The sequence below is a fragment of the Roseibium alexandrii DFL-11 genome (assembly GCF_000158095.2).
In the GTDB taxonomy this organism is placed as follows: domain Bacteria; phylum Pseudomonadota; class Alphaproteobacteria; order Rhizobiales; family Stappiaceae; genus Roseibium; species Roseibium alexandrii.
Map to the genome: position 1 here is coordinate 3,697,197 of NZ_CM011002.1, position 14,347 is coordinate 3,711,543.

At 58.7% G+C, this 14,347-nt stretch carries 12 protein-coding genes; all 12 read right to left on the bottom strand.

Going from position 1 to position 14,347, the window contains the following annotated elements:
- Positions 1–15 precede the first annotated feature (15 nt).
- Entirely contained in the window at positions 16–1,152 is a 1,137-nt protein-coding gene (locus SADFL11_RS16960; RefSeq protein ID WP_008189246.1) for an ABC transporter substrate-binding protein, read from the bottom strand.
- A 133-nt stretch (positions 1,153–1,285) separates the two neighbouring features.
- Positions 1,286–2,905: an AMP-binding protein gene (locus SADFL11_RS16965; RefSeq protein WP_008192851.1), complete on the bottom strand. Its 1,620-nt coding sequence runs from the start codon at positions 2,903–2,905 to the stop codon at positions 1,286–1,288.
- 3 nt (positions 2,906–2,908) lie between these two features.
- Positions 2,909–4,078, bottom strand: coding sequence for an acyl-CoA dehydrogenase family protein (locus tag SADFL11_RS16970; protein ID WP_008196317.1), 1,170 nt, complete (start codon positions 4,076–4,078; stop codon positions 2,909–2,911).
- Complete coding sequence (locus SADFL11_RS16975; protein WP_008193544.1) at positions 4,078–4,878, bottom strand: enoyl-CoA hydratase family protein; 801 nt, start codon at positions 4,876–4,878, stop codon at positions 4,078–4,080. Before SADFL11_RS16975 ends, SADFL11_RS16970 begins: the two co-directional genes overlap by 1 nt.
- Positions 4,875–5,366: a MarR family winged helix-turn-helix transcriptional regulator gene (locus SADFL11_RS16980; protein ID WP_008195918.1), complete on the bottom strand. Its 492-nt coding sequence runs from the start codon at positions 5,364–5,366 to the stop codon at positions 4,875–4,877. The genes SADFL11_RS16975 and SADFL11_RS16980 overlap by 4 nt, the downstream gene beginning before the upstream one ends.
- A complete protein-coding gene (locus tag SADFL11_RS16985; RefSeq protein WP_008189122.1) occupies positions 5,366–6,109 on the bottom strand; it encodes an SDR family NAD(P)-dependent oxidoreductase in 744 nt (247 codons plus the stop codon). The genes SADFL11_RS16980 and SADFL11_RS16985 overlap by 1 nt, the downstream gene beginning before the upstream one ends.
- On the bottom strand, positions 6,106–8,427 hold the full coding sequence (locus SADFL11_RS16990) for a bifunctional salicylyl-CoA 5-hydroxylase/oxidoreductase (RefSeq protein WP_040452693.1): 2,322 nt from the start codon (positions 8,425–8,427) through the stop codon (positions 6,106–6,108). Before SADFL11_RS16990 ends, SADFL11_RS16985 begins: the two co-directional genes overlap by 4 nt.
- A 244-nt stretch (positions 8,428–8,671) precedes the next feature.
- A complete protein-coding gene (locus tag SADFL11_RS16995) occupies positions 8,672–9,412 on the bottom strand; it encodes an SDR family oxidoreductase (protein WP_008191830.1) in 741 nt (246 codons plus the stop codon).
- A gap of 37 nt (positions 9,413–9,449) precedes the next feature.
- A complete protein-coding gene (locus SADFL11_RS17000) occupies positions 9,450–10,904 on the bottom strand; it encodes an aldehyde dehydrogenase family protein (RefSeq protein ID WP_008196043.1) in 1,455 nt (484 codons plus the stop codon).
- Between the two features lie 9 nt (positions 10,905–10,913).
- Positions 10,914–12,509 carry an ABC transporter ATP-binding protein gene (locus SADFL11_RS17005; protein WP_008194675.1) on the bottom strand — a complete coding sequence of 532 codons (1,596 nt, stop codon included), beginning with the start codon at positions 12,507–12,509 and terminating at the stop codon, positions 10,914–10,916.
- A complete protein-coding gene (locus SADFL11_RS17010; RefSeq protein WP_008189572.1) occupies positions 12,506–13,336 on the bottom strand; it encodes an ABC transporter permease in 831 nt (276 codons plus the stop codon). Before SADFL11_RS17010 ends, SADFL11_RS17005 begins: the two co-directional genes overlap by 4 nt.
- Entirely contained in the window at positions 13,336–14,283 is a 948-nt protein-coding gene (locus SADFL11_RS17015; protein WP_040451221.1) for an ABC transporter permease, read from the bottom strand. The genes SADFL11_RS17010 and SADFL11_RS17015 overlap by 1 nt, the downstream gene beginning before the upstream one ends.
- Positions 14,284–14,347: the final 64 nt, after the last annotated feature.

Genomic DNA, 14,347 nt, shown 5'->3' on the forward strand with positions numbered 1-14,347 from the left:
AGGCCAAACATCACCTTACATGTTGCACTCGGACCAATAGGCATCTGAATGGCTGTTCAGCGCCTTGCCGATGATCTTGTTGGTGAAGACATCGCCTTCCTTGATGACTTCCCGCACGTAGATATCCTGAATCGGATGGTTGTTGGGGCCGAATCTGAATTCGCCGCGCGTGCTCTTGAAATCAGCTTCCCGAAGCGCTTCCCGGAAAGCATCCGCGTCCTTCACGTCGGCTTTTGCCATGGCGGATAGCAACAGGTTGGCGGTGTCAAACCCTTGAGACGCGTAGAGCGACGGCAAACGGCCGTATTCCGCTTGGAAGCTCTCGACGAATGCGTTGTTGACCGGTGTGTTGATGTCCTTGGACCACTGACTGGTGTTACGAACACCAAGCGCAGCGTCGCCAACTGCTTGCAGGATCCCTTGGTCAAAGGAGAACGCCGGGCCAACGACCGGCAGGTCGATGCCGCTGCCGGCATACTGTTTCAGGAATGAGATGCCCATTCCGCCCGGAAGGAAAAAGTAGACACTGTCTGCACCAGACGCACGGATTTGCGCGAGTTCAGCCGCATAATCGGTTTGCCCCAGCTTGGTGTAGAGCTCACCCGCCAAATCGCCTTTGTAAAGACGCTGGTAGCCTGTGAGTGCGTCCTTGCCAGCCGGATAATTCGGCGCGAGAATGAAGCTGTTCTTGTAGCCTTCCACATTGGCAAATGCGCCTGCGGCTTCATGCAGGTTGTCGTTCTGCCAGGCCACGTTGAAGTAGTTCGGGTGACACCCCTTGCCAGCCAGCATGGACGGACCTGCGTTCGGCGACAGATAGAACTTTCCCTGCGCCGTTACGGATGGGATGACGGCCATGGCAAGGTTCGACCAGATGAGACCAGTCAGAACGTCCACATTTTCGGCCTGCACCAGTTTGTCGGCAAGTTTTACGGCAACATCCGGCTTACGCTGATCGTCTTCAATGATGACTTCAATATCTTCATTGCCGGACTGCTTGACCGCTAACATGAAGCCATCGCGAACATCGATGCCAAGACCGGCACCACCGCCTGACAAGGTGGTGATCATGCCGACCTTCACCGGCTCTGCAGACGCCGCAGCAACGCCGAGGCTGAGTGCGGCAACCGCCGCAAGTAGTGTTTGTTTCATGTTGGTTCTCCTAAAGAATTTGACCTGCTGTTCCCGAATTACGTGGCTCTGCGGCGTCTTTGACCGTCTAAAACCAAGGGGCCATGTGTGATCCCCGACGCTGCCCAAACGCCGGTTTATTCTGAGTGCTGTCCTACAGCTCTTCCCGAAGCCGGAACCTTTGAACCTTCCCGGTCGCCGTTTTGGGCAACGTGTCGGTGAAAATGACGGAGCGCGGGTATTTGTAAGGTGCGATGACCGCTTTCACGTGATCCTGTAACGCCTTGGTCAGCTCGTCCGTTGGTTCATTGCCCTCGACAAGGACGATGTGTGCCTGAACGATGGACCCGCGATCCGGGTCTGGCACGCCAATGACGGCACACTCCAGCACCACATCATGCGCCAATAGCGCGGCTTCAACCTCCGGTCCGGCAATGTTGTAACCGGCGGATATGATCATGTCGTCATTGCGCGCGGCGAAGTGCAAATGACCGTCTTCGCTCATTGAAAAACTGTCGCCGGTGATGTTCCAGCCATCAACAACATATTTTTTCTGACGTTCATCCGCGAGATAGCGGCATCCAGTCGGACCGCGCACGGCCAACCGTCCGACGTCGCCTCGCGCGACAGGTTCTCCATCCTGACCAACGATCTTGACCTCGTAGCCCGAGACCGGTTTACCGGTGCAGGCCGGCTTGTGATCATCAAACCGGTTGGAAACAAAAATATGCAGCATTTCGGTGGCCCCGATGCCGTCCAGCATCGGTTTCCCCGTCTTTGCCATCCAGGCGTCATAGACCGGTGCCGGAAGCGTTTCACCCGCTGAGACTGCCGCCCGCAAGGACGAGAGGTCTGCACCTTCTTCCATTGCCTGCAGCATGACGCGGTAGGCCGTTGGTGCCGTAAAGCAGACCGTTGCCTTGTAGGTCTGGATGATCTCGATCATGTTCGGCGGTGAAGCGTTCTCCAGAAGCGTGGCTGCAGCTCCAAAACGCAGCGGGAAGACCGCTAAACCACCAAGGCCGAAGGTGAAGGCGAGCGGCGGCGACCCGACAAACACATCGTCCGGTGTGACGGCGAGCACTTCCTTGGCATAGCCATCTGCAATGATCAGGATGTCCCGGTGAAAATGCATAGTCGCCTTGGGTGATCCTGTGGACCCGGAAGTAAATCCCAGCAGGGCGACATCGTCACGGCCGGTATTGACCGCGTCAAACCGGACGGATTTGGTCAGCGCCAGACGGTCGAGTTCGGCATCATGGTTGGACGTGCCGTCAAAGCCGATGACTTTTTTTAGATATGATGATGTCTTGGCGCAGGCGACCATCTCGTCCATCAACCGTGTGTCACACAGTGCGAATTCGATTTCCGCCTTGTCGACGATCTTGGCAAGTTCCCCGGCACGCAGCATCGGCATGGTGTTGACCACAACCGCACCAACCTTGGTCGCCGCCAGCCAGCAGGCAACCATCGCCGGATTGTTGGCGGAACGTATTAGAACACGATTGCCCGGCTTCACACCCAGATCTTCCACCAGCGCATGGGCGAGGCGGTTGGTCCAGTCGGAGAGTTCCTTGTAGGTCCGGCGGCGGCCATTGCCGATTAACGCTGTGTGATCCCCGAGACCTTTCTCAACCATTTTGTCGGTGAGCTCAACGCCGACATTGATGTGATCGGGATAGTCAAATCCATCCAGAAGAAACTCCGGCCATTGATCCTGAGGCGGAAGGTTGTCCCGGGCAAAGGTGTCGGTGTGAGCGGTTGGACCCAGCATTGGCTATCCTCCCTGATTGGCGCTGTCAGCGGCAAAAGCGCCAAGTGTCTGGCGTGCAATGACGATTTTCTGGACGTCCGTTGCGCCTTCATAAATGCGCAAGGCCCGGATCTCGCGATAGAGCTTCTCTACGGTTTCACCGGAGCGCACGCCATCACCGCCATGCAGCTGAACGGCCTTGTCGATCACTTGCTGCGCTTGTTCGGTGGCGAAAAGCTTGGCCATCGCCGCTTCCCGGGTGACGCGCGGCGCGCCGCTGTCCTTGGCCCATGCGGCCCGGTAGATCAGCAGGGCAGCTGCATCCACGTCCAGTGCCATGTCGGCGATATGTCCTTGCACCATCTGAAGATCGGCGAGCGGTGCGCCCTGAATCTGGCGTGTGCTCACCCGCTCAAGCGCCTCGTCCAAAGCCCTGCGGGCAAAGCCCAGCGCGGCTGCTGCGACCGTGGAGCGGAAGATGTCGAGCACAGACATGGCGATTTTGAATCCATCGCCCGGGTTGCCGATTAGGTCGGATTTTTTGATCCGGCAATCGGTGAAACGCAGTGTTGCCAGCGGATGCGGGGCAATCGTGTCAAGACGTTCGGTAATTTCAAACCCTTGACGATCCGGCGTTACGACAAAAGCCGACAACCCCTTGGCGCCGGGCGCCTCGCCGGTGCGGGCAAACAGAGTATAAACGTCGGCAATACCACCGTTGGAGATCCAGGTCTTTTCACCATTCAGAACGTAGCTGTCGCCATCATCCGTCGCAGTCATGGTGGAATTTGCGACATCGGAACCGGATTGCGGCTCGGTGAGCGCAAATGCCGAGATTGCCTCTCCGGATCGGGTTTTCGGCAGCCAGACCGCTTTTTGTTCCGCGGTCCCAAACAGCGACAAGGCCCCCGTGCCAAGACCTTGCATGGCGAGCGCAAAATCGGCCAACCCGTCATGGCGCGCGAGAATTTCACGGGAGAGGCACAGAGTACGGACATCCAGCGGCGCCCCGTCCTCGGAAGCTGTCGGCTGAAGCCACCCGGCGGCCCCCATCGCCTTGACCAGCAACCGGCAGGCCTGGTCAGTGTCAGAATGGTCGACCTGAAGACCTTTCGCAAAGTCCTCCAGTTCGGCAGCCAACGTGCGGTGCCGGTCTTCGAAAAACGGCCAGGAAAGAAAACTCTTGTCTGCCATCAGTTGCCCTCGAACACCGGTTTTTCCTTGTTGACGAAGGCGTTGTAGGCCCGCTCGAAATCCCCGGTCTGCATGCAGATCGCCTGCGCCTGCGCTTCGGCCTCAATCGCCTGCTCAATCGACATCGACCATTCTTGCGCGAGCATCGTCTTGGTCATCATGTGCGCAAAGTTCGGCCCTGCCACGATCCGCTCTGCAAAGGTGACAGCTTCGTTTTCCAGTGAGTTCGCATCCACCAAGCGATTGAAGAAGCCCCAGCGTTCCCCTTCATCGGCGCTCATGGAGCGGCCAGTGTAGAGCAGCTCCGCCGCCCGGCCCTGGCCGATGATCCGGGGAAGAATGGCGCAGGCGCCCATATCACAGCCCGCAAGGCCTACGCGGGTGAATAGGAACGCCGTTTTGGCGTCCGGAGTGGCAAAGCGCAGGTCTGAAGCCATGGCGATGATCGCCCCGGCGCCGACGCACACCCCATCAATTGCTGCAATCACCGGCTTTCCGCAATTGACGATCGCCTTGACCAGATCCCCCGTCATCCGGGTGAAGGCAAGCAATTCCTTCATCGACATCCTGGTCAGCGGGCCGATGATATCGTGGACATCGCCGCCGGAGGAGAAATTGCCCCCGTTCGGCAGGAAGACCACGGCATGAATGTCGTCGCGATAGACCAGATCCCGGAACCAGTCGCGCAGCTCTGCATAGCTTTCAAAGGTCAGCGGGTTTTTCCGCTCCGGCCGGTTGAGCGAGACCCGCGCGATGCCGCCATCGACGGACAGATTGAAGTGTTTCGGGGCGTCGGTCATGGGCGGCCTGCCTTTTTCAGTGCTGTCTCCGGTTCGCCGGAAGATCCAAATTGTTCAAAAATCTCGTTGCAAGCTGCAATGGCAGTGCGGTCGAGACCGCCCATCAGCTCATCGATCCAACCTTCATGTTTGGCGGCCAGATCTGCGAAAATCGCGTGCCCTTCGGACGTCAGCTTGACCCGGTTGGCGCGTTTGTCGCCCGGAACCGCCATACGGACCGCATGACCGTCTTCGACCAGACGCTCAACGATGCCGGTTACATTGCCGTTGGAGACTTTGAGAAACGCGGAAATTTCGCTCATTTTTAGGCCGTCCGGATAGCGCGACAGCGCCGACAGGACATCGAACCGAGGCAGCGTGGTGTCGCATTCATCGCGCAAACGCCGGCGAAGTTCGGTTTCAATTCCGGATGTTGCCTTGAGCAAGCGAAGCCAGAGACGCAGCCGGGATTTGGAGATTGGCTCCGCGGAGGTGTCGTGCGCGGCCATCAGATCTCGCCTCCCGACAGACTAAGCGCGTGGCCGTTAACGCTGGCCGCTCCGTCGGAGCACAGCCAAAGCGCCGTTTCGGCAACTTCCCGTGGCTGAACGAACCGGTTTTGCGGGTTGATCTTGCGCAGTGTTCCTAAGGCTGCCTCGCGCTCCATGCCGGTCTTTTCGACTATGTTGTCGATCGAACGCTCCAGCATGGGTGTTTCGAGAAAGCCGGGGCAGATTGCATTGACCGTGATCCCAGTGCGCGCCAACTCGACCGACAGCGACCGGGTCAGGCCGACAACACCATGCTTTGCGGCGCAATAGCCGGACACATACGGATAACCCTTGAGACCCGCTGTTGAGGCAATCGCCATCATCCGGCCCCAGCCGGCATTCTTCATATCGCTCAAGGCAGCTTGGAAGGAGAACGCAACACCGGTCAGATTGACCGCCAAATTAGCGCTGAAGGCTTCGGGTGACATCTTGGCAAACGGCACGCTTTCCGTCGCACCCGCATTGGCGACTACGACTGAAATCGGGCCTTGCTCCTGACGGGCAGCGTCGAAGGCTGGTTTGATCGCGGCCGGATCCGACACATCACAGACCTGATACGGCAGATTTTGTGCTTCGAGCTTTTCCGCATTCCGGCCCATGATGGTGACTTTGGCGCCTGCCGTCTCAAAGGCATGCGCGATTTCCGCGCCTGCCCCGGATCCGCCGCCCGTCACGATCACATGTTTTCCGGCAAGCGTCATACCTTGCCCACCGTCTCGGCGTTCTTGTCTGCAAGCCGCCACAGCTGATCGCGGCCAGCGAGGTACGGCAGCGGCCAATCGGGTGCCGCACGATCGCCGATCTTCGCCCCTTCATGCAGCGTCCAGTAGGGATCGGTCAGATGCGGGCGACCGACGGCCACCAGATCCGCGCGGCCTGCCATCAGGATCGAATTTGCGTGATCGGCCTCGAAAATGTTGCCGACGGCCATGGTGGTCAGGCCCGCCTCATTCCGGATTCGGTCAGAGAACGGCGTCTGGAACATGCGGCCGTAGACCGGCTTGGCATCAACGGTCGTTTGACCCGCGGAGACGTCAATGAGATCCGCACCGGCATCTGCGAACATGCGGGCAATCTCGATCGCTTCGTCCGGTGTAACGCCGTCCTCGCCAACCCAATCGTTCGCGGATATGCGGACTGACATCGGCTTTTCTTCCGGCCAGACAGCGCGCATCGCCCTCAAAACTTCCAGCGGATAGCGCATCCGGTTTTCAAGGCTGCCGCCATAGTCATCGGTCCGGACATTCGAGACCGGCGAAATGAAGGATGACAACAAATAGCCGTGGGCTGCATGCAATTCGATCATGTCGAAGCCGGCACGGTCCGCCATCTCAGCAGAGGCGACAAACTGATCGCCGATCTGGTCCATTTCCGCGCGGGTGATTTCACGTGGGGTCGCGTTGCGCGATGACCAGGGAATTGCGGACGCGGACACCAAGTCCCAGTTGCCGTCTTCAAGCGGCAGGTCCATCCCCTCCCAACCAAGATTGGTCGAGCCCTTGCGGCCGGAATGCCCGATCTGGCAGGCGATCTTTGCGTCCGTGTTCTCGTGCACAAAATCAGTTAGGCGCCGCCAGGCTGTTTCGTGCTCCGGTGCATAGAGCCCCGGGCAACCCGGCGTGATGCGGCCTTCCGGGCTGACACAGGTCATCTCGACATAGACAAGCCCGGCCCCGCCCTTGGCCCGTTCGCCATAATGGGTCAGGTGCCAATCGGTCGGACAGCCATCCACGGCCTTGTACTGCGCCATCGGCGAGACGACAATCCGGCTTTTCAGCTCCATCTCACGCAGCTTGAATGGCGCAAACATCGGCGCGCGCGGCGGCGTGTTTTCATTGTCTGCAACCGGCAGACCGGCGTCCTTGCGGGCCTCGCCCATGAACCAGCTTTCAGCGCTTGCCAGCCATTTCGGATCCCGCTCGCGCAGGTTTTCATGGCTTATGCGCTGGGACCGGGTAAGCAGCGAATAGTTCAGCTGGACCGGATCAAGATGGAGGTAGCGCTCGACATTTTCGAACCACTCCAGCGAGTTGCGTGCAGCAGACTGCAGGCGCAAGACTTCCAGGCGGCGCTGATCCTCATAAATCGCAAATGCTGAGGCAAGGTCCGGCTCGCTGTGCAGCAGATCCGCCAGCGAAATGGCGGATTCCAAAGCCAGCTTCGAGCCCGAGCCGATGGAAAAATGCGCGGTTGCGGCCGCATCGCCCATCAGGACAACGTTCTCGTGGGACCATTTCTCGCACAGCACCCGTGGGAACTGGATCCAGGCGGATCCGCGAATGTGGTTGGCATTGGTCATCAGGCTATGGCCGCCAAGATGATCCTTGAAAATCTCCTCGCAGGTCTTGATGCTTTCCTGCTGGCTCATATCAGCGAAACCAAAGGCTTCGAAAGTTTCCGGCATGCATTCAACAATGAAGGTCGCCGTATCATCGTCGAACTGATAGGCGTGCGCCCAAACCCAGCCGTGTTCAGTCTTTTCAAAGATAAACGTGAAGGCGTCGGAGAAGGTCTGATGGGTGCCGAGCCAGACGAAGTGGCATTTACGCACATCGATGTCCGGCTTGAACGTATCGGCATAGAGCGTGCGGGTCCTGGAATTCAGACCATCGGCAGCAACAACCAGATCGTAGTCCTTGCGGTAATCTTCGGCGCTGCCAACTTCGGTTTCGAATTTCAATTCCACGCCGAGTTCACGGGCGCGCTCCTGCAGCAATAGCAAGAGTTTCTTGCGGCCGATGCCGCAGAAGCCGTGGCCGCTGGACAGCTGTTTTTCCTGGCCGACCAACAGCGCGATGTCATCCCAATAGGCAAAATTCGCGCGGATTGTTTCCGCGCTGACGGGATCGTTGGCAGCCAGATTGTCGAGGGTTTCATCGGACAGAACCACGCCCCAGCCGAATGTGTCGTCCGCCTTATTGCGCTCAATCACGGTGATCTCGTGAGAGCTGTCCCGCAGCTTCATCGAAATGGCGAAGTAAAGACCGGCCGGCCCGCCTCCAAGACACACGATGCGCACGTTCATTCTCCCCGGATCTGATCTTAGCCAAAACGTCTGGGGCTGATCCTGCGCTCGATTTTCAGATATTTCAAGTATGAAATTTTATATTTAAAATATCTTGCGGTGCAGCATGCGCTGAATAGAGGAATTGCGGCGGGTTTTGGAGATTGGCAAAAAATGCTCTGCGAACGAATGGATCCCGGATCGCCGCTGCGCTGCTTCCAGGATGACACCACGGAAAAAATCAGATCAAGCCATCCCCTCAAATACACCGCCCACCATCAACTTCCATGGCGACTCCGGTGATCATCGAGGCTTCGTCGGAACAAAGGTAACAGGCCGCGTTGCCGAGATCTTCGGGTGTCGAGAAGCGGCCGATCGGGATGGTGGAGAGGAATTTTGCCCGCATTTCCGGCGTATCCTCGCCCATGAAACTTTTCAAGAGCGGGGTTTCACCAGCAACCGGGCAGAGCGCGTTGACGCGCACGCCTTTGGGCGCCAATTCGACCGCCATTGTCTTGGTCGCGGTGATCATCCAGCCCTTGGAGGCATTGTACCAGTTGAGGTTCGGGCGCGGGCTGAGACCGGCGGTCGAGGCGACATTGAGGATCGCACCGGATCCGCGGTCGATCATTCCAGGAACGAAGTGCCTCGCCATCAGGTAAACGGACTTGCAGTTGACCGCCATCACCTTGTCGAATTCGTTCTCGGTGACCTCCTGCATCGGCTTCGGCAGATGGGTGATCCCGGCGTTGTTGACCAGAATATCGACACGGCCGAGCTTGGAGGCCGCAGTCTGTGCAAGCTCCACCACGCTATCATTGCTGGCCACGTCGGCTTTTGTGGCAAATCCACCGACTTCTGCGGCGACTTCTTCGGCCAAATCCAGATTCAGATCTGCAATCAGCACCTTGGCGCCCTCAGTCGCGAACTTACGCACTATGCCAGCCCCAAAACCGGACGCCCCGCCGGTAACAATCGCTGTTTTGCCTTGCAATCTCATGGGTTTAACTCCCTTAAATCATTTATCTTTTTGAGGATCAGCCGTGATAGGCGGCGACGGTTTTCAGCGTGGTGAAGCCATAAAGGGCTTCAAAGCCCTTTTCCCGGCCATGCCCGGATTTTCCCATGCCGCCGAAGGGCAGCTCCACACCGCCGCCGGCCCCATAATTGTTGATGAAGACCTGACCTGTCCGGATCTTTTTCGCAAGGCGCATCTGCCGGGCGCCGTCCCGGCTCCAGATGCTGGCGACAAGGCCGTAGTCGGTGCCATTGGCAATCGCGACGGCCTCATCCTCATCATCAAAGGGGATGATCACCTGCACGGGACCAAAAATCTCGTCGCGGGCCAGAACATGATCCGGTTTGACGCCTGCAAAGAGCGTTGGCGTTACATAGCTCCCGCCCTCTGGCGCATCCTTCAAAACGCCTTCCGCGGCCTTTTCCAGATCCGCGCCCCGGTCGATGAAGGTTGAGACAATGCCCTGCTGCTTTTTCGAGATCAGCGGCCCGACATCGAGATCGGAAAGCGCCGGCCCCACCTTCAGATCGCCGTACCGGCCGGCCATGCGCTCAACGACCTGATCATAGAGCCCACGCTGAACCAGAATGCGGGAGGAGGCCGAACAGGTCTGGCCCGCGTTCTGCATCCCGGCATTCACCAGGAACGGCAGGGCCGCGTCGAGGTCGGCATCATCAAACACGAGCTGCGGTGATTTTCCACCAAGCTCCAGGGTGACCGGAATGACGTTTTTGGCAGCTGCCGTTTGAATGTGCACCCCGGTCGCGACGGAGCCGGTAAAGCTGACATGATGAATGCCCGGATGAGACGAGAGCGCGGTGCCCGCCTCCGACCCGAGCCCCGGCACGACGTTCAACACCCCATCGGGCAGACCCGCCGCCTTGGCAAGATCTGCAAAGGCAAGGGCCGTCAAACAGGCGTCTTCCGCAGGCTTCAAGACACAAGCGTTGCCGGTCGCAAGGGCAGCGCCAATCGATCGGCCGATTATCTGCATCGGATAGTTCCACGGAACGATATGACCGGTGACGCCGTGCGGTTCGCGCAAGGTGTAAACCGTGTAGCCGTCGAGATAGGGAATGGTCTCGCCGTGGAGCTTGTCTGCGGCCCCACCATAGAATTCCAGATACCGGGCAAGGGCGATGGCGTCAGCGCGGGCCTGTTTGAGCGGCTTGCCGACATCAATTGCCTCGATCCGGGCAAGTTCTTCGACCTTTTGCAAGACCAGTTCGCGGAGTTTGAAGAGGATCCGCCCGCGCTCGACTGCTGTTGTTTTTCCCCACACGCCGTTGCGGGCGGCTTCCGCAGCTGCAACGGCGGCATCGATGTCTTCCGAAGTGCCCCGTGCAATGGCCCCGATCTCTTCCCCTGTTGAGGGGTTATATAGCGGCAGCGTGCCGCCGCCTGAAGGCGCGGTCCATTCACCGTTGATCAGGCATTTGGCCGGATCAAACCAGAGAGCCAACTTGTTGCGCATCGTTCCTCCTCAGGCCGCGGTGATATCGGCCGGGAGAACCGGCGCGGCGGCGACCAATTGTTTTGTGTAATCGTGTTTGGGCGCATCGAAGACGTTTCCTGTGGGACCTTCCTCAACGATTTCGCCGGACTTCATGACCAGCACCCGGTCAGTGATTGAGCGCACAACGGACAGGTCGTGGCTGATAAAAAGATATGTGAGATCAAGCCGGTCGCTCAAATCCGCCAGCAGATCCAGAACCTGCGCGCGGACGGAGACATCGAGCGCAGACACCGCTTCATCCAGAATGATCAGATCCGGCTTGATGATGAGCGCCCGGGCAATGGCGACCCGCTGCCGCTGGCCGCCACTGAACTCGTGGATATATTTGTGCCGGTCCTCAGCGGCCAGGCCGACGCTCTCCAGTGCCTCGGCAATTTTTTGATCCCGCTCCGCGCCCTTCGGTGGGTTGTCCAACAAATGAAATGGCTCGGTGATCAGACGTTCAACCTTCCATCGCGGGTTGAAGCTGCCGTAAGGGTCCTGAAACACCACTTGCATCCTGCGGCGGACCGCAAGGTTGGCGTGGTGATGGGTGAAAACCGGTTGGCCGTCGAACAGGATCTCGCCGCTCTGAACTTCTTCAAGACCCAAAATGGCCCGGGTCAACGTAGATTTGCCGCAGCCAGATTCGCCCACAAGACCAAGGCTCTCGCCCTTCTTGATTTCAAAGCTGACAGTGTTCACCGCGCGGAAGTGGACGGTCTTGCCCCACCAGCCGTGGATGTGTGTGACATAGTCCCGGACAACATTCTGGACTTTTAGAAGCGGCGTCTCCTGTACAAGCCCCTCCCGGTCCGGCACATGACTTGAGGCGGCAAGCAAAGCCTTGGAATAGGGGTGCTGCATGGTGCGGAAGACCGTGTCTGCAGGCCCCGCTTCGACCACTTCACCGTTCTTCATGATCAGCAGATCATCGGCAAGGTCTGCAACGACCGCCAGGTCATGGCTGATCAGCATCAAACCCATATTGTCTTCCGACACCAGCTTTTTCAAAAGTTCCAGAATTTGAGCTTGGGTGGTGACGTCCAGTGCGGTCGTTGGTTCATCCGCGATCAAGAGCTTTGGCCGCAAGGCAATCGCCATCGCGATCACCACCCGCTGTCTTTGGCCTCCGGAGAGTTCATGCGGATAACGGCTCAAAGGAAACTTGTCTTGCGGCAGCTCTGCACGGCGCAGCGCTTCGGCGGCCCGGGCCATCGCCTCGGATTTTGAAACGTTTTCGTGCACCAGAATGGTTTCAGCCACCTGTGCCCCGATGGTTTGCAGCGGATTGAGCGCAGTCATGGGCTCCTGAAACACCATACCGACATCCCGTCCACGGATACGGCAGAGTTCCGGCTCGCTGAGGGTCAGAACATCCTGTCCGGCGAGCGAAATCTTGCCGGAGCAGGAGGTACCGTTCGGCAAGAGCTGCATGACGCTGAAGGCCGACATGGACTTGCCGGAGCCGCTTTCCCCAATCACGCCGAGGATCCGGCCGGGCGCAACCTGCATGGAAACATCTTTGAGAACCGGGATCCCGTGGATGGACAAAGAGAGGTTTTGGATGTCCAGAAGGCTCATACGCGCGCCCTTCGCAGTTTCGGATCGAGAAGATCCCGAAGGCCATCGCCCATCAGGTTGAGACCGAGCACCGTCAACAGGATCGCAAGGCCTGGAAACAGCGCCAGATGGGGGGCCAAGGAGATCATCGTCTGACTGTCAGCCAGCATCCGCCCCCAGCTCGCCGTTGGCGGCTGAGCGCCGAGACCAACATAACTCAGGCCCGCTTCGGCCAGAATGCCGAGGGAAAACTGGATGGTTCCTTGCACGATCAGCAAGTTCGCAACGTTCGGCAGGATATGTTCGATTGATATCCGGGCCGGTCCCTTGCCTGCGACCCTTGCCGCCAGAATGTAGTCCCGATTCCACAAGGATAGCGCGGCGCCGCGCGTCAGCCGGGCAAAGACCGGAATGTTGAAGATGCCGATGGCAATGATGGCGTTCAGCGCGGATGCCCCGAAAACCGCTGTGATCATCACTGCGATCAAAAGGCTCGGGAAGGCAAACACCAGATCGTTTGCGCGCATGATCACCTCATCCATCCAGCCGCCTTTGCGGGCGGCGGCGGCAAGACCAAGAGGCACCCCGACGGACATGCCGATGCCGACAGCGACAAGCGCGACAGCAATGGATGTGCGCGCACCGACCATGATCATGCTCAAGATGTCCCGGCCAAACTGGTCCGTACCCAGCCAATGCTCCCAGCTTGGCAGCTTCATCCGATTGGCGATATTCAAGACTGTCGTGTCATACGGAACCCAGATCAGGCTGATCAGCGCAGCCGCGACGAACACAAGCGACAAAAACAGACCCGGCAATAGGGTGCGGCTGTGAAACAGGACACTCATCAGCGGCGCCTCCGCAGGCGTGGATCGACCCAGGCATAGGCCATGTCGACCGCGAAATTGACGACAATCACTGCGAACACCAGAAGCATCACTACGCTTTCAACGACAATGAGATCCCGGGCGCTGATCGACTGAAACACCAGACGGCCGAGACCGGGTAAAAAGAAGACATTTTCAATTATGATCGCCCCTGCCAGCAGGAAGGAGAATTGCAGGCCGAGAATGGTGAGCACCGGGATCAAGGCATTGCGCACGGCATGCCGCCAGAGCGTCTGCCCCTTGGTCAAACCCTTTGCCCGTGCTGTCCGGATGAAATCCTCACCAAGCGTGTCCAACAAACTGGAGCGCATTACGCGCGTCAGGATGCTGGCCTGCGGCAACGCAAGCGCGATCGCCGGGAGGGTCAAGGCCTTCGTGCCTGCGAAAAACCCGGCATCCCACCCTGGAAACCCGCCAGCAGAAAACCAGCGCAGATTGATGGCGAAAACGAGCACCATCAGCATCGCAAACCAGAAGTTCGGGATTGCCACGCCAAGCTGGGTGACGCCCATGACAGACGCATCAGCTGCCGAGCCCCTGCGGGAAGCCGCCCAAATACCAGCCGGAAAGGCAATCAGCGTGCTGAGCGTCAGGGCATAAAGCGCCAGCGGCAGCGAGACCCACAGCCGGTCACCGATCATCCCCGACACAGGCGTCCGGTAGGTATAGGAAACACCGAAGTCTCCAACCAATAGCCCGCCGGCCCAAGACAGGTACCGTTGAAAGATGGAGCCGGTCAGTCCCAGTTCTTCGCGGAGCGCCTGGAGCGTGTCTTCCTGCGCATTGAGGCCGAGCATGTAAGCTGCCGGATCACCAGGCACGACTTCAAGCGCCAGAAAGATCACGATCGAGGCGGCGACCAGGCTCAAGCTCAAAGACAACAGACGTTTTAGAATATAATGGAGCATGGACTTTCTGTTCGGCAACCGGCAAAGGCCGCCCTTGCCATGGCATTAACTTCGGCTTGGAGCG